The sequence below is a fragment of the Vallicoccus soli genome (assembly GCF_003594885.1).
Taxonomy (GTDB): Bacteria; Actinomycetota; Actinomycetes; order Motilibacterales; family Motilibacteraceae; genus Vallicoccus; species Vallicoccus soli.
The window spans coordinates 65,363-87,655 of sequence record NZ_QZEZ01000012.1 but is presented as its reverse complement, the minus strand read 5'-3'; the positions used below and the strand labels follow the sequence as shown (position 1 = coordinate 87,655).

The 22,293-nt window shown below is 75.6% G+C and carries 27 protein-coding genes; 26 read left to right on the top strand and 1 reads right to left on the bottom strand.

Going from position 1 to position 22,293, the window contains the following annotated elements:
• The first annotated feature begins 186 nt into the window (after positions 1-186).
• From fliD to flhB, 26 genes are all read left to right on the top strand, one after another.
• Entirely contained in the window at positions 187-1,494 is a 1,308-nt protein-coding gene (fliD, locus tag D5H78_RS18410; RefSeq protein WP_119951958.1) for a flagellar filament capping protein FliD, read from the top strand.
• A gap of 48 nt (positions 1,495-1,542) precedes the next feature.
• Entirely contained in the window at positions 1,543-1,932 is a 390-nt protein-coding gene (gene fliS, locus D5H78_RS18405) for a flagellar export chaperone FliS (RefSeq protein ID WP_119951957.1), read from the top strand.
• Between the two features lies 1 nt (position 1,933).
• Entirely contained in the window at positions 1,934-2,278 is a 345-nt protein-coding gene (locus tag D5H78_RS18400; RefSeq protein WP_119951956.1) for a hypothetical protein, read from the top strand.
• A gap of 147 nt (positions 2,279-2,425) precedes the next feature.
• Positions 2,426-2,776 carry a flagellar basal body rod protein FlgB gene (flgB, locus tag D5H78_RS18395; RefSeq protein ID WP_119951955.1) on the top strand — a complete coding sequence of 117 codons (351 nt, stop codon included), beginning with the start codon at positions 2,426-2,428 and terminating at the stop codon, positions 2,774-2,776.
• On the top strand, positions 2,776-3,186 hold the full coding sequence (gene flgC / locus D5H78_RS18390; RefSeq protein WP_119951954.1) for a flagellar basal body rod protein FlgC: 411 nt from the start codon (positions 2,776-2,778) through the stop codon (positions 3,184-3,186). Before flgB ends, flgC begins: the two co-directional genes overlap by 1 nt.
• Positions 3,187-3,191: 5 nt before the next feature.
• Positions 3,192-3,491, top strand: coding sequence for a flagellar hook-basal body complex protein FliE (gene fliE, locus D5H78_RS18385; protein WP_245941708.1), 300 nt, complete (start codon positions 3,192-3,194; stop codon positions 3,489-3,491).
• Positions 3,488-5,134, top strand: a complete 1,647-nt coding sequence (fliF, locus tag D5H78_RS18380; protein ID WP_119951952.1) for a flagellar basal-body MS-ring/collar protein FliF — start codon at positions 3,488-3,490, stop codon at positions 5,132-5,134. Before fliE ends, fliF begins: the two co-directional genes overlap by 4 nt.
• Positions 5,134-6,162 carry a flagellar motor switch protein FliG gene (fliG, locus tag D5H78_RS18375; protein WP_119951951.1) on the top strand — a complete coding sequence of 343 codons (1,029 nt, stop codon included), beginning with the start codon at positions 5,134-5,136 and terminating at the stop codon, positions 6,160-6,162. The genes fliF and fliG overlap by 1 nt, the downstream gene beginning before the upstream one ends.
• 4 nt (positions 6,163-6,166) lie before the next feature.
• On the top strand, positions 6,167-6,865 hold the full coding sequence (locus tag D5H78_RS18370; protein WP_165865797.1) for a FliH/SctL family protein: 699 nt from the start codon (positions 6,167-6,169) through the stop codon (positions 6,863-6,865).
• Positions 6,862-8,181 (top strand): FliI/YscN family ATPase, encoded by a 1,320-nt coding sequence (locus tag D5H78_RS18365; protein ID WP_245941707.1) that lies wholly within the window; start codon positions 6,862-6,864, stop codon positions 8,179-8,181. The genes D5H78_RS18370 and D5H78_RS18365 overlap by 4 nt, the downstream gene beginning before the upstream one ends.
• Positions 8,181-8,609, top strand: coding sequence for a flagellar FliJ family protein (locus D5H78_RS18360; protein WP_119951949.1), 429 nt, complete (start codon positions 8,181-8,183; stop codon positions 8,607-8,609). Before D5H78_RS18365 ends, D5H78_RS18360 begins: the two co-directional genes overlap by 1 nt.
• Positions 8,606-9,688 (top strand): NlpC/P60 family protein, encoded by a 1,083-nt coding sequence (locus D5H78_RS18355; protein WP_218566793.1) that lies wholly within the window; start codon positions 8,606-8,608, stop codon positions 9,686-9,688. Before D5H78_RS18360 ends, D5H78_RS18355 begins: the two co-directional genes overlap by 4 nt.
• Positions 9,685-11,799, top strand: a complete 2,115-nt coding sequence (locus D5H78_RS18350) for a flagellar hook-length control protein FliK (RefSeq protein WP_119951948.1) — start codon at positions 9,685-9,687, stop codon at positions 11,797-11,799. Before D5H78_RS18355 ends, D5H78_RS18350 begins: the two co-directional genes overlap by 4 nt.
• A gap of 9 nt (positions 11,800-11,808) precedes the next feature.
• Positions 11,809-12,249, top strand: a complete 441-nt coding sequence (locus D5H78_RS18345) for a flagellar hook capping FlgD N-terminal domain-containing protein (protein WP_119951947.1) — start codon at positions 11,809-11,811, stop codon at positions 12,247-12,249.
• A gap of 44 nt (positions 12,250-12,293) precedes the next feature.
• Positions 12,294-13,475, top strand: coding sequence for a flagellar hook protein FlgE (locus D5H78_RS18340; RefSeq protein WP_119951946.1), 1,182 nt, complete (start codon positions 12,294-12,296; stop codon positions 13,473-13,475).
• A 278-nt stretch (positions 13,476-13,753) separates the two neighbouring features.
• Positions 13,754-14,053 (top strand): flagellar FlbD family protein, encoded by a 300-nt coding sequence (locus tag D5H78_RS18335; protein ID WP_119951945.1) that lies wholly within the window; start codon positions 13,754-13,756, stop codon positions 14,051-14,053.
• Between the two features lies 1 nt (position 14,054).
• Positions 14,055-14,831 carry a motility protein A gene (locus D5H78_RS18330; RefSeq protein ID WP_119951944.1) on the top strand — a complete coding sequence of 259 codons (777 nt, stop codon included), beginning with the start codon at positions 14,055-14,057 and terminating at the stop codon, positions 14,829-14,831.
• Complete coding sequence (locus D5H78_RS18325; RefSeq protein WP_119951943.1) at positions 14,831-15,844, top strand: flagellar motor protein MotB; 1,014 nt, start codon at positions 14,831-14,833, stop codon at positions 15,842-15,844. The genes D5H78_RS18330 and D5H78_RS18325 overlap by 1 nt, the downstream gene beginning before the upstream one ends.
• A 25-nt stretch (positions 15,845-15,869) precedes the next feature.
• A complete protein-coding gene (locus D5H78_RS18320) occupies positions 15,870-16,337 on the top strand; it encodes a flagellar basal body-associated FliL family protein (RefSeq protein ID WP_119951942.1) in 468 nt (155 codons plus the stop codon).
• 112 nt (positions 16,338-16,449) lie between these two features.
• Positions 16,450-17,493 (top strand): flagellar motor switch protein FliM, encoded by a 1,044-nt coding sequence (locus D5H78_RS18315; RefSeq protein ID WP_119951941.1) that lies wholly within the window; start codon positions 16,450-16,452, stop codon positions 17,491-17,493.
• Positions 17,490-18,347 (top strand): flagellar motor switch protein FliN, encoded by an 858-nt coding sequence (gene fliN / locus D5H78_RS18310; RefSeq protein WP_119951940.1) that lies wholly within the window; start codon positions 17,490-17,492, stop codon positions 18,345-18,347. Before D5H78_RS18315 ends, fliN begins: the two co-directional genes overlap by 4 nt.
• Complete coding sequence (fliO, locus tag D5H78_RS18305; protein WP_119951939.1) at positions 18,344-18,787, top strand: flagellar biosynthetic protein FliO; 444 nt, start codon at positions 18,344-18,346, stop codon at positions 18,785-18,787. Before fliN ends, fliO begins: the two co-directional genes overlap by 4 nt.
• Positions 18,784-19,635 carry a flagellar type III secretion system pore protein FliP gene (gene fliP / locus D5H78_RS18300; protein WP_119951938.1) on the top strand — a complete coding sequence of 284 codons (852 nt, stop codon included), beginning with the start codon at positions 18,784-18,786 and terminating at the stop codon, positions 19,633-19,635. The genes fliO and fliP overlap by 4 nt, the downstream gene beginning before the upstream one ends.
• A complete protein-coding gene (locus tag D5H78_RS18295; RefSeq protein ID WP_119951937.1) occupies positions 19,632-19,904 on the top strand; it encodes a flagellar biosynthetic protein FliQ in 273 nt (90 codons plus the stop codon). Before fliP ends, D5H78_RS18295 begins: the two co-directional genes overlap by 4 nt.
• A 1-nt stretch (position 19,905) precedes the next feature.
• Positions 19,906-20,661, top strand: a complete 756-nt coding sequence (fliR, locus tag D5H78_RS18290) for a flagellar biosynthetic protein FliR (protein ID WP_119951936.1) — start codon at positions 19,906-19,908, stop codon at positions 20,659-20,661.
• Positions 20,662-20,664: 3 nt separating this feature from the next.
• Positions 20,665-21,756 carry a flagellar biosynthesis protein FlhB gene (gene flhB, locus D5H78_RS18285; RefSeq protein ID WP_119951935.1) on the top strand — a complete coding sequence of 364 codons (1,092 nt, stop codon included), beginning with the start codon at positions 20,665-20,667 and terminating at the stop codon, positions 21,754-21,756.
• 44 nt (positions 21,757-21,800) lie between these two features.
• On the opposite strand, the gene D5H78_RS18280 is transcribed toward flhB, so the two are convergent.
• Positions 21,801-22,160, bottom strand: a complete 360-nt coding sequence (locus tag D5H78_RS18280; RefSeq protein ID WP_119951934.1) for a hypothetical protein — start codon at positions 22,158-22,160, stop codon at positions 21,801-21,803.
• Positions 22,161-22,293 lie beyond the last annotated feature (133 nt).

The window sequence follows — 22,293 nt, the reverse complement described above, 5'->3', positions numbered from 1 at the left end:
CGTAGGGGCACCAGCACCACCAGCACCACAGCACCACCAGCACCACAGCACCACCAGCAGCACGTCCGCGGGGGCGGGGCCTCGGCCCCGCCCCCGCGGCGCGTCACGACCGCTTGAGCCGGGCCCCCCTCGCGCCGATGACGAGGGGGAGCGCAGCAGCACCGACCCCCTGGAGCGAGGACCCCCATGAGCACGATGTCGATCAGCGGCCTCGTCAGCGGCCTGGACACGTCGTCCCTCATCAGCCAGCTCATGCAGGCCGAGCGGGCGCCGCAGACCGCGCTCAAGGCGAAGGTCACGGCCGCCCAGGCCGTGGTGACGGCGTACCAGACGGTCAACAGCAAGTTCGCGGCGCTGCAGACCGCCGCCGAGAAGTTCACCAAGGGCACCGCCTGGAACGCCCCCACGGGCGCCTCCACGAGCGGCGGCGTCACGGTGAGCACCTCCTCGACCGGCACCCCCGGCGCGGTCACCTTCGACGTGCTGAGCGTCGCGAGCGCCCTGAGCGTCGTCACCGACGTGGAGGGGGCGCAGGACGCCACGGCCCCCGGCCGCAGCTTCACGCTCGACGTGACGACCCAGGCCGCCGACGGCACCACCTCGACGGTGAGCAAGAGCCTCACCTCGACCAACGGCTCGCTGCAGTCCGTCGCCGACGCGATCAACGAGGCGAAGGCCGGCGTCACCGCCGTCGCCCTGCAGGTCGCGCCCGGCCAGTACCGGCTGCAGGTCACGTCCGACAAGCCCGGGGCCGGCAACGGCTTCGCGCTCGACGGCCTCGGGACCACCACGCAGCTGCGCCCGGCCCAGGACGCCGTCCTCGACCTCGGCGGCGGTGTCGTCGTCAGCTCGCCGAGCAACACCTTCTCCGGGGTCCTCGAGGGGACGTCGTTCACGGTCAGCAAGGTCGAGCCCCTCGTCACCGTGTCGGCCACCGTCGAGCCGAAGGCCATCGCCGACCAGGTGCAGGCGATGGTCGACGCCGCCAACGCCGCGCTGTCGGAGATCTCCAAGCTCTCGGCCTACGACGCCACGAGCAAGAAGGGCGCCGCCCTCGCGGGCGACAGCACGGTCCGCGGGCTCGCGCAGTCGCTGAGCAGCCGCGCCATCACGCCGGTCGGCGACGCCGGGTCCCCCGTCGGCGCGGGCATCCAGCTGCAGCGCGACGGGAAGCTCACCTTCGACCGCGACGCGTTCCTCAAGGCCTACGAGGCCGACCCCGCGAGGGCCCGGGCCCTCGTCGACGGCGTCGCCTCGCAGGTCGTCGGGGTGGCGAAGGACGCCACCGACAAGAGCACCGGCCGGCTCACCACGGCGATCCAGGGCCGCAACGACCTCGTCAAGGACCTCAACCAGCGCATCGACGCCTGGGACACGCGCCTGGCCGCGCGGCAGACGGCGCTGCAGAAGCAGTTCACGGCGATGGAGACGGCGCTGCAGTCGATGCAGAGCCAGTCGAGCTGGCTCGCCGGCCAGCTGAACTCGCTCGGCTGACGCCACCCCCGCCGCACCGCCCCCTGACCCCTCCGGGAGAGCCCCACCATGTCCGCCGCCGCGTACTCCGCGTACCGCGCCCGCTTCGTCGAGGACAGCCTGGCGACCGCGTCGCCGGCGCGCCTGCTGACGATGCTCTACGACCGCCTGCTGCTCGACGTCGACCGCGCCGAGGCCGCGCAGCAGCGCGGCGACCGGGTCGAGGCGGGCCGCCAGCTGCTGCACGCCCAGGAGATCGTGCTCGAGCTGCGCAGCTCGCTCAAGGTCGACCTGTGGGAGGGCGGGCCGGGCCTCTCGGCGCTCTACGGCTTCCTGCACTCCGAGCTCGTGCGCGCCAACGTCACCGGCGACCCCGGCGTCACGGCGGGCTGCCGGGGGATCGTCGCCCCGCTGCGCGACGCCTGGCACGAGGCCGCCCGCACCGCCCCGCAGGCCTGAGGTGGGCCGCGAGAGCGCGGACGCCTTCCGGGCCGCCTGGGTCGAGGCGCTCGACGACCTCGAGGTCGACGTCGAGCGCGCCGAGGCGCTGCTGCGCGCGCACGCGGTCGCGGAGGCGCCCGAGCCGGCCCCCGACGCGCCCGCCTGGGCCGTCCCGCCCGGCGTGCAGGGCCCCCTGCCGCAGGACCTCGCCGCGCGCGCCGCGGCCATCCTCGAGCGCCAGCTGCGCGCCTCCGAGGAGCTCGTGCGCGCCATGTCCGGCAACCGCCGGCAGGCCGCGCTCGCCGCCCGGCTGGACCCCGGCGACCGCCGTGAGCGCCCGGTCTTCCTCGACCGCGCCCTCTGAGCCGTACGCCCCGCGACGCACCGCCGTCCGGGTCAAGGTCCCCGACCTCCCGGCCGAAGCACCCAGTGAGCACGGAGCGCTCGCTGCACGACCCCCTCGCCAACGGACTGGCACCCACCCCGCTCGACCCTCCTCGAGGAGCAGTCCGTGTACGACGACGTGACGTCCGTCGCGCTCCAGTCCGCCCTGCGCGGCCTGGCTGCGCGCCAGCGCGCCATCGCCGACAACGTCGCCAACATCGAGACCCCCGGCTTCCTGGCCGGCAAGGTCGAGTTCGAGGACGCGCTGCGCGCCGCGGTCGCCTCGGGCGACGCGTCGGGCGCCGCCGCCGGCCCCTCGATGGTCCGCTCGATGCGCCCGACCCGCGAGGACGGCAACAACGTCAACCTCGACGAGGAGACGCTGAGCAACGTCGAGACGGGGCTGCGGTACCAGCTCGTCACGCAGGCGATGGACCACCAGTTCTCCCTGGTGCGCACCGCGCTGCGGGGTGCCTGATGCCCCTCTTCGGCGCGCTCGGCATCTCCGGCTCGGGCATCACCACCACCCGCAAGTGGATGGACGCGATCTCGGACAACATCGCGAACATCAACACGGCCACCTCGACCGACGGCGAGGCGTTCCGCGCCCGCTACGTCATCGCGCAGGCCGTGGACTACGGCAGCGGCCAGGGCGGCGTGCGCGTCGCGGGCGTCGCGAGCGCCGGCAGCCCCGAGGGCCGCATGGTCTACGAGCCGGACCACCCGCTGGCGGACGAGGGCGGCTACGTGCGCTACCCCGACATCGACCTGGCCAGCCAGATGACGCAGCTGATCATGGCCCAGCGCGGCTACCAGGCGAACCTCGCGGTCGTGGACCGCGCCAAGGACTCCTTCCAGCAGGCCCTCACCATCGGGAGGGGCGCGTGAGCGTCATGCCCATCGGGATGCCGGTCGCCCCGGTCGTCCCCCTCGACCCCGCCACCACCGCGGCGCCGGCCGCCGCGGCCGGCGACGGCGGCTTCGGCGCGCTGCTCGCCCAGGGCCTGCAGCAGGTGCAGGGCCTGCAGGCCCGCGCCGACGAGATGTCGGTGCAGGCGGCCACCGGTGACCTGCAGGACGTCCACGACTACACGATCGCCGCGACGCAGGCGAGCCTCGCCACCGAGCTCGCGACGACGCTGCGCAACAAGGGCGTCGAGGCGTTCAACGAGATCATGCGGATGCCCCTGTGAACCCGGCCCTGAGCGGCGCCCTCGGGCGCGCCACCACCACCCTCAAGGGCTTCACCCCGGGCCAGAAGGCCGTCACCGCGCTCGCCCTCGTGGCCATCGTCGTGGGCGGCCTGCTCTTCAGCCGCTGGGCGGGCCAGCCCACGTACGCCCCGCTGTTCACCGGCCTCGCCGGCGAGGACGCCAGCGCCATCGTCGAGGAGCTCAACGCGGCGGGGACGCCGTACCAGCTCGAGGACGGCGGCTCGACCATCCTCGTGCCGCGGGAGACCGTGTACGACACCCGCATCGCCATGAGCGGGCAGGGCCTGCCGGCCGGCGAGGCCACCGGGTACGCGCTGCTCGACGAGCAGAGCATGACGAGCTCGGAGTTCCAGCAGACGACCGCCTACAAGCGGGCGCTCGAGGGCGAGCTCGGCAAGACCATCGGCTCCATCGAGGGCGTCGAGGCGGCCGTGGTGCACCTGGCGATCCCCGAGAAGGACGTCTTCACCGACGACGAGGACCGTCCCACGGCCTCGGTGCTCGTGGAGACCCAGCGGGGCCGGGACCTCGGCTCGCAGCAGGTGCAGGCCGTGGTCAACCTGGTGTCCTCGAGCGTCGAGGGCATGGACCCGGACGCGGTCACGGTCGCCGACGCCACCGGGCGGGTGCTCTCCAGCCCCGACGGCGGCACCGGCGGCGCGGCGGGGGACCTGCGCTCGCAGCAGACCCGCGACTACGAGGACCGCGTCAGCTCCTCCCTGCAGGCCATGCTCGACAAGGTCGTCGGCCCCGGCCACTCGGTCGTGCGGCTCACCGCCGACCTGGACTACGACCAGACGCAGACGACGAGCGAGTCGTACACGGACCCCCGCGTCCCCCCGCTCGCCGACTCCACCGAGAGCGAGACCTACACCGGGGCGGGAGCCGGCCAGGCCGGCGGCGCGCTCGGCTACAACGGCGTGCTCGGCCCGGACAACGACACCACGCTGACCAACGGGGCGGGCGCCGGCGGCGCCGACAGCACGTACGAGAAGACCAAGCGGACGGTCAACAACTCCGTCAACAAGGTCACCGAGGTGCGCAAGGCCGCGCCCGGCACGGTGCGCAAGCTCAACGTCGCCGTCCTGCTCGACACCCGCACGGCGGGGACCGTCGACCCGGCGCAGGTGCAGGCGCTCGTCACCTCCGCGGCCGGCGTCGACGCGGCCCGCGGCGACACCATCCAGGTGAGCGCGATGCCGTTCGACGACTCCGCGGAGCAGTCGGCGGCCGCCGAGCTGGCCGAGGCCAAGGCCGCCGAGGCCGCCGCCGCCCGCAACGCGCTCTTCAAGGGCGTCGGCCTGGCCGCCCTGGCGCTGCTGGCCCTGCTCTGGGGTGCCGTGGTGCGCCGGCGGCGGCGCAAGAAGGCCGCCGCCCAGCTCAGCGAGGACGAGAAGATCCAGCTGGAGAAGCTCCAGGCGGCGCTCGAGCTGCAGGCGGCCAACGAGGCCGCCGCGCTCGAGGGGGCGTCCGAGGCGCTCGCGCTGGAGGCGGCCGACCCGGTCGACCCCCGCGCCGGCCAGCTGGCCCTCGCCCGTGACGAGATCAACGAGATGGTCCAGAACCAGCCCGAGCAGGTCGCGCAGCTCCTGCGCGGCTGGATGGCGGACAGGAGGTCCTGATGGCGACGCAGACCGCCGACGAGGTGATGACGGGGCCGCGCAAGGCCGCCGTGCTGCTCGTCCAGATGGGCCGCGAGGCCAGCGCCCGGATCCTCGCGGAGATGCGCGAGACCGAGGTCGAGGAGATCATGGCGGAGATCGTCCGCCTGCAGGACGTCGAGACGACGGTCGCCGAGGACGTCCTCACCGAGTTCCACGAGATGGTCAAGGCCCGCGCGTTCGTCGGGCAGGGCGGCTTCGGCTACGCCCGCGACCTGCTCAGCGACTCGCTCGGCGACGACCGGGCCGGCGAGATCCTGTCCCGCATCTCCGCGGCCGTCATGGAGATGCCGTTCCAGTTCCTGCACCAGGCCGACCCGCGCCAGCTGCTGTCGTTCCTGCAGGACGAGCACCCGCAGACCATCGCCCTGGTCCTCGCGCACATGACCGCGGACCAGGCGTCCATGGTGCTCTCCGGCCTGCCCTCGCAGCTGCAGGCGGACGTCGCCCACCGCATCGCGGTCATGGACCGCACGTCGCCCGAGATCATCAAGTCGGTCGAGGCGACCCTGGAGCGCAAGCTGTCCTCGGTCCTGCAGCCGTCGGACCTGTCCGAGATCGGCGGCCTGCAGCCGCTGGTCGACATCATCAACCGGGCCGACCGGGCGACCGAGCGGCTCATCCTCGAGGGCCTCGAGGGGCGCGACCCCGCGCTCGCCGAGGAGGTCCGCAGCCGCATGTTCATGTTCGAGGACATCACCGGCATCGACGACCGCTCGATCCAGCTCATCCTGCGCCAGGTCGAGACGAACGACCTCGCCACCGCCCTCAAGGGCGTGCGCGCGGACGTCCGCGACAAGGTCATGAAGAACCTCTCCGAGCGCGCGGCGGCCAACCTGGCCGACGAGATCGAGATGCTCGGCCCGGTCCGCCTCAGCACCGTCGAGGAGGCCCAGGTCAAGGTCGTCCAGGTCATCCGCACCCTCGAGGAGTCCGGCCAGATCGTCATCGCGCGGGGTGGGGGGAGCGAGGATGAGTTCGTCGCCTGAGCGGGTGCCCGCGGGCGTGATCCGCGGCACCGACGCGGCCGGCGCCGCGGCCGCGCGCCTGGACGTGGACCTGCGCAGCTCGCGCTTCGTCCGCTCCGGCACCGCCGACCCGCGCCTCGTCGACCCGGCGCTCGACCGCGCCTTCGAGGAGGTCGCGCAGCAGGTCCGCGAGGCGGCCCGCGCCGAGGGCTACGCCGCCGGCTGGGCCGAGGGCGTCGCCGCCGCGAGCGGGGCGGTCCGGGCCGAGGCCGACGCGGCGCAGCGCCGGCTCGACGCCGCCGAGGCGCGGCGGGCGCAGGACGTGGCGCGGGCCGTACGGGCCCTCGACGACGCCGCCGGCGCCCTCGAGCGCCGCGCGGTCGTCCCGGCCGAGCAGCTGCGCGACGCGGCGCTGACCGCGGCGCTCGAGCTGGCGGCCGCCCTGCTGGCGCGGGAGCTCACCGTCGCGGAGTCCCCGGGCCTCGACGCGCTGCGCCGCGCCCTGGACCTCGTGCCGCGGGGGCGCCCCGTGGTGGCGCGGCTGCACCCGGAGGACCACGCCGCCCTCGCCGGCCTCGCGGCGCCGGTCCCCGGCCGCGACGTGACCCTCGTCGCCGACCCCGGGGTCGAGCGCGGTGGGTGCCTCGCCGACTGCGACGCGACGCACGTCGACGCGCAGCTCGGGACAGCGCTTGCGCGCGTGCGGGAGGTCCTCGTCCCGTGAGCGTCCCGACCGCCCTGCGGCTCCCCGCCGCTGCGCTCGCCGCCGCCCGCCCGCGGGTCACCGGCGAGGTCACCTCCATCGTCGGGCTGACCGTGTCGGTCGCCGGGGTCGAGGCCGCCGTCGGCGACCTCGTCGAGATCGCCCGCGACGGCGACGCCTGCGTCTCCGCCGAGGTCGTGGCCGTCGGGCCGCGCGAGCTGCAGTGCATGCCCATCGGGTCCACGCACGGCATCCGCGCGGGCCTGCCGGTGCTGCCCACGGGCGCCCCGCTGCTCGTCCCCGTGGGCGAGGCCCTGCGCGGGCGCGTGCTGGACGGCCTGGGCCGCCCCATCGACGGCGGCCCGCCGCTCGACGGGGTCCCCCGGGTCCGCGTCGACGCCACCGCGCCCAACCCGCTGCGCCGCCAACGCGTCGACGCGCCGCTGTCGGTGGGCGTACGGGCCCTCGACACCCTCGTCCCGCTCGGGCGCGGCCAGCGCATCGGCATCTTCGCCGGCTCCGGCGTCGGCAAGTCCTCGCTCCTGTCGATGATCGCCCGCGGCAGCGAGGCGAGCATCAACGTCGTCTGCCTCGTCGGCGAGCGCGGCCGCGAGGTGCGCGAGTTCCTGGAGAACGACCTCGGCCCGGAGGGGCTGGCCCGCTCGGTCGTCGTCGTCGCCACGAGCGACGAGCCGCCGATGGTCCGCCTGCGCGCCGCCTTCGTCGCCACCCGCATCGCGGAGCACTTCCGCGACGAGGGCCGCGACGTCGTCCTCATGATGGACTCGCTGACGCGCACCGCCATGGCGCAGCGCGAGGTGGGCCTGTCGGCGGGGGAGCCGCCGGCGACCCGCGGCTACCCGCCGAGCGTCTTCGCCCTGCTGCCGCGCCTGCTCGAGCGGGCGGGGCCGGGCGAGCGCGGCTCCATCACGGGCATCTACACCGTCCTCGTCGAGGGCGACGACCACAACGAGCCGATCGGCGACACCGCCCGCTCGATCCTCGACGGGCACGTCACGCTCACCCGGGCGCTGGCGACCGCGGGGCACTTCCCCAGCATCGACGTGCTCGAGTCGGTCTCGCGCGTCGCGGGGGCGGTCACGACGCCGGACCAGAAGGCCGCGGCCACCGAGCTGCGCCGGCTCCTCGCCGCGCACCGGGACGCCAAGGAGCTCATCGAGATCGGGGCGTACGTCCCCGGCAGCAACCCCGCCGTCGACCGGGCCCGCGAGCTCGGCCCCGCCGTCGACGGCTTCCTGCGCCAGGGCCTCGGGGAGAGCACCGGCGCCGCCGAGGCGTGGGACGCCCTGCACGCCCTCGTCGCCGGAGGTGCCTGATGCCGCGCCGCAACGCCCTCGCCGCGGTCCTGCGGGTGCGCAAGGTCCAGGAGGAGGTCGCGAGTGCCGAGGTAGCCCTCGCACGCGCCGAGGCCGAGAAGGCGCGCGCGACCCTGCGCCGCTTCGAGGACCGCCTGGAGAGCCCCGTGACCGCCACCGGATCCGCCCACTGGGCCGGGATCATGGCGGCGCGCACCTCCCTGGCGGCCGAGGCGGCCGCGGCGCGCGCGCTCGTCGGCGAGGCCGACGGCGTCGTCTCCGAGCGCCTCGGCGCCTGGGCCGAGGCCCGCGCCGCCCGTCGCGGCGTGGAGCGGCTCGCGGAGCGGCAGGCCGCCGCCCTGCGTGCCGAGCAGGAGCGGCGCGAGCAGCTCGCGGTCGACGACCGCACCGGAGCGGACCACCACCGACGGACCCGGGAGACCTGGTGAGCCCGAGCGCGATCCTCGACGTCCAGAGCCGCATCGCGGCGATCCAGGCGCGCTTCGGCGCGCCCTCCGGCGTCCCCACCGGGCAGGCGTTCGCCTCCGAGCTGCGGACCGCGAGCACGCAGCTCGCGACGCGCTCCACGGCGGGGACCGCGGCGCTCGCCGGCCCGACGGCCACCCTCACCGACCCGGCCGCCTCCCTCACCGACCCCTCGGCCGCCGGCGCGGCCGGCGCCGCCCCCGGCGCCCCGCGCAGCGGCGGCACGGGCAGCACCAGCGGCACCAGCGGCACCAGCGGCACCAGCGGCGCGGAGGTCGTCGCCGAGGCGCGCACGTACCTCGGGGTGCCGTACGTGTGGGGCGGCGAGTCGCTCTCCGAGGGCGGCCTGGACTGCTCCGGCCTCGTGCAGGTCGTGTACGAGCGCTTCGGCATCGACGTGCCGCGGGTGAGCCGCGACCAGGCGCGCGCCGGGCGGCGCGTCGACGGCCTGTCCGACGCCCGCCCCGGCGACCTCGTCTTCTTCGGCAGCCCCGTGCACCACGTCGGCATCTACATCGGCGACGGGAAGATGATCCACGCGCCGCGCACCGGCAAGGACGTCGAGGTCGCCAAGGTCTGGGAGACGCCGTCGGCGGTGCGCCGGGTCCTGCCCGACGCCCCGGCCGCGGGCTCCTCCGCCGCCCGCCCGTCCGGCGGCGCGGCCACCGGGCCGTACGCCGACCTCTTCAACGCCGCCTCCGCCGAGCACGGGGTGCCCGCGCGCCTGCTCTCGGCCGTCGCGCGCACCGAGTCGAGCTACCGCGCGGACGCCGTGAGCCCGGCCGGCGCCCGCGGCCTCATGCAGATCATGCCGGGCACCGCCCGCGAGCTCGGCGTCGACCCGATGGACCCGGCTCAAGCCGTGGACGGTGCCGCCCGACTCCTCAAGAGCCACCTGCGCAGCTTCGGCTCGACCGAGCTCGCGCTCGCCGCCTACAACGCCGGCCCGGGTGCCGTCCGCAAGTACGACGGCATCCCGCCGTACGAGGAGACGCAGAGCTACGTGCGCAAGGTCATGGCCGCCTACGGCGGCTCCCGATGACGTACGCCCCCGTCGCCGCCGCGGCGCACGGTCCCGCGGCCGCAGGCACGTCGCGGGCCCCGCGCGGCACGGGCCGCGGCGCCGACTTCGCCGCCGTCGTCGCGTCGCTCGCGGGGGACTGCGCGGCCGCCGGCGTCCAGCACCGCGAGCGCCCGCAGGGCGAGGGCCAGGACCGGGGCGGCCCGCGCCGCGCCGACGCCCCCGGTGCCCGCACCCCCGAGCGCACGTCCGGGCGCACGTCCGGGCGCCGGCCCGAGCCGGCCCCCGAGCCTGCGGCGCGGCGCGCCCACGACGACCCGACCGGTACGGCCGCCCGCACCCGCCGCGCGGCGCGCCCTGCCGACCACCCCGTCGACCACCACGTGGAGCGTCACGCGGGCCCCGTCGAGCGCGCCCCCGACCCCGCGGTCGCGCGGGCCACGCAGGGCCGGCTCGGCCTCGGTGCCGCGCACCGCCCGGACGACGAGGGCCGCGGCCCCGGGGCGCGCGGGGCCGCGGCCGACGGGGCCGTCGCCGCGGGCGGTCCCGGCACGGCCGGGCCCGCCGACCGTCCCGGGACGCCCGCGGGCGAGGACGCCCCGTCCGACGTGACCGGGGCGACCGGGGTCGCGGCGCAGCCCGTCACCGCGCAGACCCCCGCCGCGGACCCGGCGGTGGCCGCGGCCGCCGGTCCGCCCGCGGCGGTGGCCGGCGCGACGGGCGCGCAGGCGGCGCAGACCGCGCAGACCGCGCAGACCGCGCAGGCGGCGCAGACCGCGCAGGCGGCGCAGGCGGCGCAGGCGGCGCCGCAGACCGGTCCGTCGACCACGACGCCCACCGTGCCCGGCGCACCGGCGCTGCAGCCCACGGCGGTCCCCTCCGGCCAGCAGGTCCACGTGCCGCCGCCCGCCGCCGGCACGGCGGACGCGCCCGCGCACGGCGCCGCCGGGGCCGCGGCCGGCTCGGCCGGCTCGGCCGGCTCGGCCGGCTCGGCCGCCGACGCCACCAGCGGTACGGCCGCCGACGCCACCGGCACCCCCGAGCAGGGGGCCACCGCCCCGGCCGCGCCCACGCCTCCTGAGGGTGCCCCCCAGGCGGGCGGCGCGGGCCAGGACGCCACGGGCCAGGGCAGCGCGGGCCAGGGGAGCGCGGGCCAGGGGGACGCGGACCAGGGGACGCCCGGCCAGGGGGCGCCCGGCCAGGGCACTGACCCCCGGGCGGGCGCGCTCCCCGGCGGACCCGGAGCCGACGGAGCCGACGGAGCCGACGGAGCCGACGGAGCCGCCGGCGCCACGGGTGCCGCGGGCCCGACCGTCCCCGCGGCCCCGGCCGCAGGGGCCGCCCCGACGGCCGGCGGCGCTGCCCCCGCGGCACCGTCGACCACGGACGCCGGCGCGACGACGACGGGCGCGGACGACGCGGCGGCCGCGCTGCTGCTCGACGCCCTGGCGGCCGGTGCCGCCGACGCCGACAGGACGGCCCTCGCGGCCGACCCGGCGGCCGACGCGCCCGCGCCGCTGGCCGACGCGGCGGGCGCCGCCCGCGCCACCGTGCTCGCCGCGGACGCGCGCGCCCTCGACCCCGCCCACGGGGCCGACGCGGGCGCGCCGCGGCCCGCGCCCGGCACGCCCGCCGGCACCGCGGCCCAGCTCGCGCCCGGCGTGCTCGCCGCGCACCGGAGGGGGACCGACGGCACGCACACCATGACCCTCGTCCTCGCCCCCGACGACCTCGGCCCCGTCCGGGTGGTCGTCGAGGTGCGCGCGGGCGAGGTCGGGGTCGCCCTGCAGGGCACCGGCGACGCCAGCCGCGACCTGCTGCGCCAGGCGCTGCCGGACCTCCGGCGCGCGCTCGACGAGGCCGGCGTCCGCGCCGGCCGGCTCGACGTATCCACCCAGGACGCCCCCGCCGGCCGTGAGGGCCGTGAGGGCCGGGAGGGCCGCGACGCCGGCGACGGGTCCCGGGCCGGCTCGGGAGCGCCCGGCGGGCAGGAGCGCCCCGGCGGCGACGCCGCTGCGCGCTGGGCCCGCCGCACCGGGTGGTCCGCGGGGCTCCAGCCCGGGGCCGTACCGGCCGAGACCACCTACAGGCCCGACGGGTCCCGCAGCCGCGGGATCGACCTGCACGTCTGAGAGGGACGCATGCCCGACACCAGCTCCGTCACCGGGGTCAGCCAGACCGTCGCCGAGGCGATGCTGAAGGCCCGCACGCCCTCGACCACCACGACGGGGAGCAACGAGCTCGGCAAGGACGCGTTCCTCAAGCTCCTCGTCGCCCAGCTGAAGTACCAGGACCCGAGCAAGCCGACCGACAGCTCCACCTTCATGCAGCAGACGGCCTCCTTCACGCAGGTCGAGAAGCTCGAGGAGATGGCGAAGACGACGGCGGAGCTGCTGGCCACGCAGAGCGCCATGGCGGGAAGCGCCTTCCTGGGTCGCACCGTGACCTACGTCGGCGCCGACGGCAACGAGGCCACGGGCCTCGTCACCGGCCTCAAGTTCGCGGCCACCGGGCCCACCCTGCGCGTCGGTGACACGGATGTCGCCGTCGGTGCGGTGAAGGAAGTCCGCACCGCCGGCTGACGCGCGCCACCCCCACCGACCCGCACCACCTCGAGAGGACCCCCATGCTCCGTTCGCTGTTCTCCGGCATCAGCGGCCTGCGCTCGCACCAGGTCATGATGGACGTGACCGGCAACAACATCGCCAACGTCAACACCGCGGGCTTCAAGTCCAGCACCACGGTCTTCCAGGACACCCTGAGCCAGCTCGTCCGCGCGGCCGGCGCCCCGCAGGAGGGCATCGGCGGCACCAACCCCGCGCAGATCGGCCTCGGCGTGCGCGTCGCGGGCATCACGACGAACTTCGCGCAGGGCTCGGCGCAGGCCACCGGCAGCGCCACCGACCTGCGCATCGAGGGCGACGGCTTCTTCGTGGTCCGCAAGGGCAACGAGGACCTCTTCACCCGCGCCGGGTCGTTCAACTTCGACACCAACGGCCGCCTCATCAACCCCGACGGCGGGCTCGTCATGGGCTGGACGGCCCGCGACGGCGAGATCAACCCGAACGGCCCGCTGGGCGAGATCAAGCTGCCGGTCGACACGATCCTGCCGCCGAAGCCGACGGCCAACGCCGGGCTCAGCGGCAACCTGCCGGCCGACGGCGCCGCCGGCAAGCCGCTCTTCCGGTCGATCGAGGCGTACGACGACCTCGGCAACAAGGTCGAGCTCGGCTTCACCTTCACCCAGGTCGACGCCAGCACCTGGTCCGTGCAGCCCAACACCGGCGGCCCGGCGTTCAGCATGACCTTCGACGAGCGCGGCCGCCTCACCAGCGAGGCCTCGACGACCGTCGCCGCGAACTGGGGCGACATCACCGTCGACCTCAGCCGCATCACGGCCTTCGGCGGGCAGACCACCATCGCCGCCACCTCGCAGGACGGCGGCGCCATGGGCACGCTGAACTCGTACACGATGGCCCCCGACGGCACCCTCATGGGCGTCTTCTCCAACGGCCTGAAGCAGGCGCTGGGCCAGGTCGCCCTCGCCAACTTCAACAACCCGCCCGGCCTGGAGAAGGTCGGCGGCTCGCTCTACCGCAGCACTGTGAACTCCGGCGTCGCCCTCGTCGGCGAGGCCGGCACCGGCGGCCGCGGCCTCATGACCTCGGGCATGCTCGAGATGAGCAACGTGGACCTCGCCCAGGAGTTCACGAACCTCATCGTCGCCCAGCGCGGCTTCCAGGCGAACTCGCGCGTCATCACCAGCTCCGACGAGATGCTCCAGGACCTGGTCAACCTCAAGCGCTGACGCGCCGTACGCCGCCGAGGGGCGGGTCGCCGGACGAGGGTCCGGCGGCCCGCCCCTCGGCGCAGGAGGGCGCCTGCGCTCGGGAGAGCGCTTCCCGAGGGCCAGGACCACCCGTTCGGGCGACGTCAAGCACCCGACCGGACGCGCCGATACCCCACTGACGGACCAGTCCGCCGCCCGCTCGCGCGGGGCACGGCGGACCGGGCCGCACCCGACCGACGCGACACGGGGCCGACGGAACGGCCCTCGCGACCCCACCCAAGGACGGACAGAGAAACGTGATCGTGCTGACCCGCCTCAACGGGCCGGCCTTCGCCGTGAACCCCGACCTGATCCAGCGCGCCGAAGGCACGCCGGACACGGTCCTCACGCTCGTCGACGGCACCCGCTACGTCGTCGTCGAGCCGGTGGAGGAGGTCGTCGCGCGCATCCGCGACTTCCGCGCCTCCGTCATCGCGACGGCCCACGCGCTGGAGGCCGAGGGCACGCCCCCGGCCCCGGCGCCGCACCCCGCCCACCCGACGGCAGCCGGCGAGACCGCCAGCATCGTCGTCCCCCTCCACCGACGGGAGCTGTGACGTGGATCCCGCGACCATCGGAGGGCTCGTCCTCGCCTTCGCCGCCATCAGCCTCGGCGCGATCCTCGAGGGCGCGAGCCCGACCGCGATGTTCCTCCTGCCCCCGATCATCCTCATCTTCGGCGGCACCTTCGGCGCGACGATGGCCGGCAGCACGCTCAAGGACTTCCTCGGCGCGCTGAAGATGATCCCGGTCGCGTTCACCGCCAAGGTGCCCCCGGCCGACGGGATCGTCGACACGGTCGTGTCGCTCGCCGAGCGCGCCCGCCGCGAGGGCCTGCTGGCCCTCGAGGACGCCTCGAAGTCCGTGGAGGACCCGTTCCTCAAGCGCGGCCTCGAGCTCGCGATCGACGGCACCGACCCCGACGAGCTGGCCGAGATCATGGAGGCGCGCATCCGCGCCAAGAAGGCGGCGGACAAGGTCAGCTACAAGCTCTTCACCGACATGGGCGGATACGCCCCGACGATCGGCATCGTCGGCACCGTCCTCTCGCTCACCCACGTCCTCGGCATGCTCGACCAGCCGGAGCTGCTCGGCCCGTCCATCGCCGTCGCGCTCCTCGCGACGCTGTGGGGCGTGCTCTCCGCCAACGTCATCTGGCTGCCCATCTCCAAGCGCCTGGAGCGGCTCAGCAACCTCCAGGCGGCCCAGATGGAGCTCGCGCTCGAGGGGATCCTGGCCATCCAGGCGGGCTCCAACCCGCGCGTCGTGGGCCAGAAGCTGCGTGCCCTCCTGCCGCCGGCCGACGCCGACGCGGCCGAGGCCAAGGCCGCCTGATGAGCGGCGGCGGCCACGGCGGCGGGCGCAGGAAGCACCACGAGGAGCACGAGGAGCACGAGAACCACGAGCGCTGGCTCGTCAGCTACGCCGACCTCGTCACCGTCCTCATGGCGCTCTTCATCGTCATGTTCGCCATCAGCAACGTCGACACGTCGAAGATGAAGGCGCTGGCCGCCAGCCTCCAGCAGAGCTTCGGCAACCCCATCGTCACCATCGACGGCGGCCCGAGGGGGCCGGAGTCCGAGACCGCGGCGGCCGACCCGTTCGAGACGCAGCGCCTCGCCGCGCCGCAGGACGACCCGCGGGTCCAGGCCGCGGTGGCCTTCAAGGACCGGCAGGAGGAGGACCGGCGCCGGCAGGCGGCCGAGGCCGAGGTGAAGACGCTCGACGGCACGAAGCAGCGCATCCAGCGGGCGCTGGCGAAGGACGGCCTCGAGGACCAGGTGCGGTTCCGGTACGACGAGCGCGGCCTCGTGGTCACGCTCGTCACCGACGAGGTGCTCTTCGCGAGCGGCCGGGCCGAGCTCCAGGAGGGCGGGCGCAAGGTCGTGCACGCGATCGGGCCCGTCCTGCGCGAACTGCCCAACGACGTCCTCGTCGAGGGGCACACCAACGCCCTGCCGACCGGCGGCTACCCGTACGCGACCAACTGGGAGCTGAGCCTGGCCCGCGCAGCCAGCGTCCTGCGCCGGCTGACCGACGACGAGGGCGTGCCGGGCCGGCGGCTCTCGGCCGCGGGCTACGGCGAGCAGCGGCCGCTCGTGGAGGGGATGGGCGAGCGCGCCCTGCGCCTCAACCGCCGCGTCGAGGTCGTCGTCCTGTCCACCCTGCCGCCGCAGGACGCCGCGCTGCTGCCCGACGTCGCCCCCGCCGAGGGCGCGGCGCCGGTGCAGGCCGACGTCCACGCGCCCGCCGCCGACCACGGCACGAGCGGGTCCCACGGCACGACCGAGCCCCACGGCACGACCGAGCCCCGCGCCACCACCGAGTCCCACGCCTCCGCCCACTGACGGCGGCACACGAGAGGAGAGACCCATGGCCACCACCACCAAGGCCCCCGCCGCCGACGAGGCCGCCGAGGCGCCGAAGAAGTCCAAGAAGATGCTGTTCATCGTCGTCGGGCTCGTGGTCGTCGTCGTCGCGGCGGCCGCGTACTTCCTGCTCCTCAAGGGCGGCGGCGAGGAGGAGAAGGAGGCCGAGCCGGTGCCCGGCGCCGTGCTCGTGAACGAGCCGATCACGCTGAACCTCGCCGACGGGCACTACCTCAAGGTCGGCCTGGCGCTGCAGTTCACCGAGGAGGCCGGCGGCGGCGGGCACGGCGCGTCGCCCGACGGCTCGCAGGCCCTCGACCGGCTCATCGAGCAGTTCAGCAACCGCCCGGTCGGCGAGCTCAGCAGCCCCGAGTCGCGCGAGAAGCTCAAGGAGCACCTCCTCGAGGAGATCAAGCACGACTACCACGACGGCGTCATGGACATCTACTTCACCGAGTTCGTCATCCAGTGACGTCCCGGCGACGTCCCCGCTGACGCCCCGCCGCCCCGTCGGCGGCACCCGCACGGCCCCGCGGCGCCGGACCTCGTTCAAGGTCCGGCGCCGCTGTGCCGAACGAGTGACCGTGACAGCAGAGACCACCCCCGCGGGGTCCGGGGCCCCCCGCGGGCGGCACCGCCGCTCCAAGGGCGACGGCCCCAAGCCGTACGACTTCCGCCGCCCCACGAAGCTCTCCCGCGAGCACGTGCGGAGCCTGCAGGTCGCCTTCGAGACCTTCGCCAGGCAGTGGTCGACCTTGCTCACCTCGTCCCTGCGCGTGGTCACCCAGGTGACCAACGTGTCGATCGAGCAGGTGACGTACGCCGAGTACGTCCAGACGCTCTCGAACCCCACGGTCATGGCCCTCGCCACCATCGAGCCGCTCGACGGGCAGGCCGTCCTCGAGATGCCGCTCGCGACGGCCATGACGAGCGTGGACCACCTCCTCGGCGGCCCGGGCACCGGCGACCAGCCGAACCGCCCGCTGTCCGACATCGAGACCGCCCTGCTGCGCGGGCTCATCGACCGCACGGTGCTCGAGCTGCGGTACGCCTTCGACGCCCTGGTGCGCTTCGACCCGCAGGTGCAGGGGCTCGAGTACAACCCCCAGTTCGCCCAGGCCGCCTCGGCCAGCGACATGGTGATCGTGGCGACCTTCGAGCTCGACCTCGGCGCCGAGGGCAGCCTCGCCACCGTCTGCCTGCCCTTCGCGAGCCTGATGCCGCACCTGGAGGCCGCCACCGGCCACGGCGTGCTGAGCGACCGCGAGCGCGCCGCCCGCGAGGCCGCCGGCCGGCACCTCGCGGACCGGCTCGAGTCGGTCCCCGTCGAGGTCACGGTGCGCTTCGAGCCCGCGCGGCTCACCCCGTCGACCCTCGTGGCCCTGCAGGTCGGCGACGTGCTGCCGCTGCCGCACCCGGTCGCCGCGCCGCTCGCCGTCACCGCCGCCGACGTCACCTTCGCCAGCGCCGTCCCCGGCGCGCAGGGCAAGCGCCTGGCCTGCCTCGTGGTCGACCAGCCGGTGGCCCCGCCGCCCGCGGTCGCCGCGCGCGGCGCCGCCGCGCCCCGCCCCGCCCCCCGCACGACCGCCCGCCGCCCGTCCCAGCCCGCAGGAGCGTCCCGCGCATGAGCACCCCGACCGCCCCCTCGCGCGACCAGATCGTCGCCGCCGCCTCGGCCCTCGCCGCGGCGCTCCCGGTCCCGAGCGAGCTCATCGCGGGCACCCCGGGCCCGGCCGCCTCCATCGGGGTGGCCCTGCCGTCGGCCCCGGGCACCGCGGTCCTCGCGACCGTCGGCGGCGAGCCCGGCGCGGCCGTCACCGGCGACGTCGCGGTGGTCGTCGCCGGCGACCTCGTCGAGGCGCTGCGCGAGAGCCCGCTGGGTCAGCTCGACGTGGCCGCCGCCGTGCAGCCCGCGCTCGACGCGGCGGCCGCCGCGCTGGGCGCCGCCGCGGCCCCCGCCAACGAGCTGAGCGTCGACCTCGCCCTCGACACCCTGCTCGACCGCCCCGGCGTGCAGGTCGTGCCGCTGCTCGCGGCCGAGGGCGGCACGGTCGCGACGGCGCTGCTGGCCGTCGCGGAGGTCGCGGCGCCGGAGCCGGTCGTCCCGACCTTCGACGAGCAGATGGCCGCCGCGGCGGCCGCCGCGGCGATCCCGCAGCAGCAGTCGGCCGCCCCGGCCGCCCCCCGCCCGCTCAGCGAGCCGGACCGCCGCCACGGGCTCGAGCTGCTCCGCGACGTCGAGATGGAGGTGACGGTCGAGCTCGGGCGCACCCGGATGACGGTGCGCGAGCTCCTCTCGCTCTCCCCGGGCGCCGTCGTCGAGCTCGACCGGGCGGCCGGCAGCCCCGCCGACCTGCTCGTCAACGGCACGCTCATCGCCCGGGGCGAGGTCGTCGTCGTCGACGAGGACTTCGGCATCCGCATCACGGAGATCGTCGGCCCGCACGCCGGTGCCGACGCCGCCGCGGGGGGCGCCGCATGATCGACACCGTCGGGCTCGTCCTCAAGGTGGGCCTGTCCCTCGCCGCCGTGCTCGGCGTGCTCTGGCTCTGCGCGCGCCTCGCGGCGCGCGGGGGCGCCGGGCGCGCCGGGGGCGCGGTCGAGGTGCTGGCCCGCCAGCAGGTCGGGCGCGGTGCGGCGGTCACCGTCGTGCGCGTCGCCGACCGCGCCCTCGTCCTCGGCGTGACCGAGCAGGGCGTGTCCCTGCTCACCGACACCGACCTCGAGGCCGTCACCGCCGCCTCCCCCGCCGCCCCCTCCGCGGCGGGCGGGGCGGCCCGTACGGCCCTCGACGGCACCACCCCCGCCGGCCCCGCGCCCGGCCGCGCCCCCGCCGGTCCGCTGGCCGGCTCCGTCCTCAGCCCCGCCACCTGGCGGGCCGCCGTGGACGCCGTGCGCGAGAGGACGGTCCGCCGGGCATGAGCCGCCACCGCACCCCCCTCCTGCGGTACGCCGCCGCCGTCCTGCTCGCCCTCCTGGGCCTGCTCGTCGCGGCACCCGCCGCGAGCGCCGCGCCCGCGGACCCCGCGGCCGTCGTGCTCGCCGCGCCCCAGGCGCCCGGCGCCGGGGCCCCCGCCGGGCCCGCCGCGCCGGCGGCGCCGGGCCTCGGGCTCGACTCGCTCAAGGACCTCGGGCCGAACGGGCAGCCGAGCACGTCGATCACGGTGCTGCTCGCCGTCACCGTGCTCTCGGTGGCCCCGGCGCTGCTGCTCATGTGCACGAGCTTCACGAAGATCGTCGTGGTGCTGGGCATGACCCGCAACGCGCTGGGCCTGCAGAGCACCCCGCCGACGCAGGTCCTCGTCGGGCTGGCGCTGTTCCTCAGCCTCTTCGTCATGGCCCCGGTGCTGAGCCAGGTCAACGAGCTCGGCGTGCAGCCGTTCCTCGACGGCACGCTCCAGCAGGGCCCTGCGTTCGACGCCGGCGTGGCGCCGCTGCGGGAGTTCATGTTCGCCCACACCCGGCCCGACGAGCTGGCCCTCATCTCCCAGGCCGAGAACGGCGGGCGCTACGCCAACGCCGACGCGGTGCCGCTGACGACGCTGGTCCCGGCCTTCGTGCTCAGCGAGCTGAAGTCCGCGTTCATCATCGGCTTCGTCATCTTCATCCCCTTCCTCGTCATCGACATCGTCGTGAGCTCGGCCCTCATGGGCATGGGCATGATGATGCTGCCGCCGGTGATGATCTCCCTGCCGTTCAAGCTGCTGCTCTTCGTGCTCGTCGACGGCTGGGGCCTCATCGTCACCGCGCTCCTGGAGAGCTACCGGTGACCGACGCCGCCGTCATCGACATCGCGCTGGCGACCATGCTGGTCTGCGCCAAGCTCTCCGCCCCGGTGCTGCTCACCGCGCTGGGCATCGGCTTCGCCATCTCGCTCTTCCAGTCGGTCACCCAGATCCAGGAGGTGACGCTCTCCTTCGTGCCCAAGATGGTCGGGGTGGGCGTCGCCCTGCTGGTCACCGGCAACTGGATGCTCCACGAGATCGTGAGCTTCACCCACGAGCTCTTCGAGCGCGTCCCGTCGCTGCTGGGGGGCTGAGGTGCCGCAGGTCCCCGTCGAGCTGGTCGGCCTGCTGCTGGGGGTGGTGCGCGCCGCCGCCTGGCTGCTCCTCGCGCCGCCCTTCAACACGCGCATGGTCCCCCGCTCGGCCAAGGGCCTGCTCGCGGTCGCGCTGACCCTCCCGGTCGCCGACGACCTCGCCCGCGTCGTGCCGGACCTCACCCTGCCGGGGTTCATCGGCGCGGTCGTCGTGCAGGTGGCCACCGGTGCGGCCCTGGGCTTCACGACCCAGCTGCTCTTCGCGGCGGTCCAGGCCGCCGGCGACCTCATCGACCTCTTCGGCGGCTTCACCGTCGCCTTCGGCTACGACCCGCTCTCGATGTCGCAGAGCTCGGTCTTCGGCCGGCTGCACCAGCTGCTCGCCGTGGTCCTGCTCTTCACCACCGGCGGCCACCTCGTCATCGTCCAGGGCTTCCTGCAGTCGTACGAGTCCATCCCGGTCACCAGCGGGGTCGCGCTCGACCGGCTCGCCGCGACCCTCACCGGAGGGGTCGGGACGTTCTTCCTCTCGGCGCTCGCGATCGCCGCGCCGCTCATCGGCGTGCTCTTCGTCGCCGACGTCGGCCTGGGCCTGCTGACCCGCGTGAGCCCCTCGCTCAACGCCTTCTCGCTCGGCTTCCCCATCAAGATCCTGCTGACCCTGGTCGTCATCGGCTTCACCTTCCCGCTGCTGCCCGGCGTCGTCGACTCCGTCGTCGACGAGGCGTACGCGGCGGTCGGCGGGCTCGGGGGGTGACGCGTGGCCGGGGAGAAGACCGAGAAGCCGACACCGAAGAAGCTCAAGGAGGCCCGCCAGGAGGGCCGGGTCGCCCGGTCCCAGGACATCGGGGCCTGGGCGTCGGTCCTGGCCGCCTCCCTGCTGCTGCCGCTGTCGGTCGAGCAGACCGGCGAGCGGGCCCAGGACCTGTTCCGCAAGGGCCTCGCCCTCGCCGAGGACCCGGCCACCGAGCCGGCGCTGGACCTCGTCGGCGAGGGGTTCCGCGACTGCGCGGCGGTGCTGCTGCCCCTCTCCGGCGTGCTGCTCGTCGTGGTCGTCGTCGCCTCGGTCGCGCAGGGCGGCCTGCACATCGCGACGAAGAACTTCAAGCCCCAGGCCAAGCGGCTCAACCCGTTCTCCGGCCTCAAGCGCATGGTCGGCGCCAACGCCCTGTGGGAGCTCGTCAAGTCGCTCGTCAAGAGCGCGGTCGTCGGCTTCCTGCTCTGGCAGGTCGTGCAGGACCTCGCGCCGACCCTGTCGATGTACGGCTCGATGCCGTTCGCCAGCAGCCTCGGGCTCGTCGCGCAGGCGGTCGCCGAGCTCGTCCGCAACACGGCGGTGGCCGGCCTCGTCATGGGCGTCGCCGACTGGGCGTGGCACAAGCACCAGCTCGACAAGCAGCTGCGCATGAGCAAGCAGGACGTCAAGGACGAGCACAAGCAGTCCGAGGGCGACCCGCACGTCAAGGGCCAGATCCGCGCCCGGCAGATGGCGATGAGCCGCAACCGGATGATGTCGGAGATCGCCACCGCCGACGTGGTGCTCGTCAACCCGACCCACGTCGCCGTGGCGCTGCGCTACGAGCCCGAGAAGGGTGCGCCCCGGGTCGTCGCCAAGGGCGCGGGCGCGGTCGCGGCCAAGATCCGCGAGAAGGCCGAGGAGCACCGCGTGCCGATGGTCCAGGACGTCCCGCTCGCCCGGGCCCTGCACGCCGCCTGCGACCTCGGCGAGGAGGTGCCGGGCGAGCTGTTCACCGCCGTCGCGCGGGTGCTGGCCTTCGTGCTCGCGCTCAAGGCGCGCGGCTCGGCCGCGGGCACCCACCGCGTGCCGGAGCCCGTCGCGGCGCGCCGCTGAGCCGGTCCGGGCTCAGCCCCGGGACGCCCGCCCGCGGGGGCCCGTCAGGGGCCCTCCTCGCCCTGGTCCTCGTCGCCGCCCTCGGCGTCGGCGCCGTCGTCCGTCCCGTCGCCCTGGTCGTCGCTGGGGTCGTCGCTCGTGCTGTCGTCCCCGCCCGTGCCGGTGCCGCCGGTGTCGCCGGTGCTACCGGTGTCGTCGGCGTCGTCCTGCCCGGACGTGGGGCCGGAGGTCTCGGGCTCGCCCTCCTCGAGGCCGTCGTCCCCGCCGCTGTCCTGCGGCTGCTCCACCCCGCCGCCGGCGGGGGCGTCGCCGGTCTCGCCGGGGCTGTCGCCGCTGCAGCCCGCCGCGCCGAGCGCGAGCAGCAGGGCCGCGAGGGCGGTCGGGACGCGTCGGGGCAGGCGCACGGGGTTCCTCCTGGGGTCGGGGGGTCGGACGGGCGGGAGCCGGGCGCCCCGCGGCCGGGAGGCTGCCCGCAGCGACCGCCGCGACACCCCGGGCGCGCCCCCGTCCTCGTTGCTCCGATCGGGTGGCTCAAGG

Bases quoted from the DNA above. Each gene is read 5' to 3' on its own strand.
- fliD (WP_119951958.1), top strand. From the start codon at position 187: ATGAGCACGATGTCGATCAGCGGCCTCGTCAGCGGCCTGGACACGTCG.
- fliS (WP_119951957.1), top strand. From the start codon at position 1,543: ATGTCCGCCGCCGCGTACTCCGCGTACCGCGCCCGCTTCGTCGAGGAC.
- flgC (WP_119951954.1), top strand. From the start codon at position 2,776: ATGCCCCTCTTCGGCGCGCTCGGCATCTCCGGCTCGGGCATCACCACC.
- fliE (WP_245941708.1), top strand. From the start codon at position 3,192: ATGCCCATCGGGATGCCGGTCGCCCCGGTCGTCCCCCTCGACCCCGCC.
- fliG (WP_119951951.1), top strand. From the start codon at position 5,134: ATGGCGACGCAGACCGCCGACGAGGTGATGACGGGGCCGCGCAAGGCC.
- D5H78_RS18360 (WP_119951949.1), top strand. From the start codon at position 8,181: ATGCCGCGCCGCAACGCCCTCGCCGCGGTCCTGCGGGTGCGCAAGGTC.
- D5H78_RS18350 (WP_119951948.1), top strand. From the start codon at position 9,685: ATGACGTACGCCCCCGTCGCCGCCGCGGCGCACGGTCCCGCGGCCGCA.
- D5H78_RS18345 (WP_119951947.1), top strand. From the start codon at position 11,809: ATGCCCGACACCAGCTCCGTCACCGGGGTCAGCCAGACCGTCGCCGAG.
- D5H78_RS18340 (WP_119951946.1), top strand. From the start codon at position 12,294: ATGCTCCGTTCGCTGTTCTCCGGCATCAGCGGCCTGCGCTCGCACCAG.
- D5H78_RS18325 (WP_119951943.1), top strand. From the start codon at position 14,831: ATGAGCGGCGGCGGCCACGGCGGCGGGCGCAGGAAGCACCACGAGGAG.
- D5H78_RS18320 (WP_119951942.1), top strand. From the start codon at position 15,870: ATGGCCACCACCACCAAGGCCCCCGCCGCCGACGAGGCCGCCGAGGCG.
- fliN (WP_119951940.1), top strand. From the start codon at position 17,490: ATGAGCACCCCGACCGCCCCCTCGCGCGACCAGATCGTCGCCGCCGCC.
- fliO (WP_119951939.1), top strand. From the start codon at position 18,344: ATGATCGACACCGTCGGGCTCGTCCTCAAGGTGGGCCTGTCCCTCGCC.
- fliP (WP_119951938.1), top strand. From the start codon at position 18,784: ATGAGCCGCCACCGCACCCCCCTCCTGCGGTACGCCGCCGCCGTCCTG.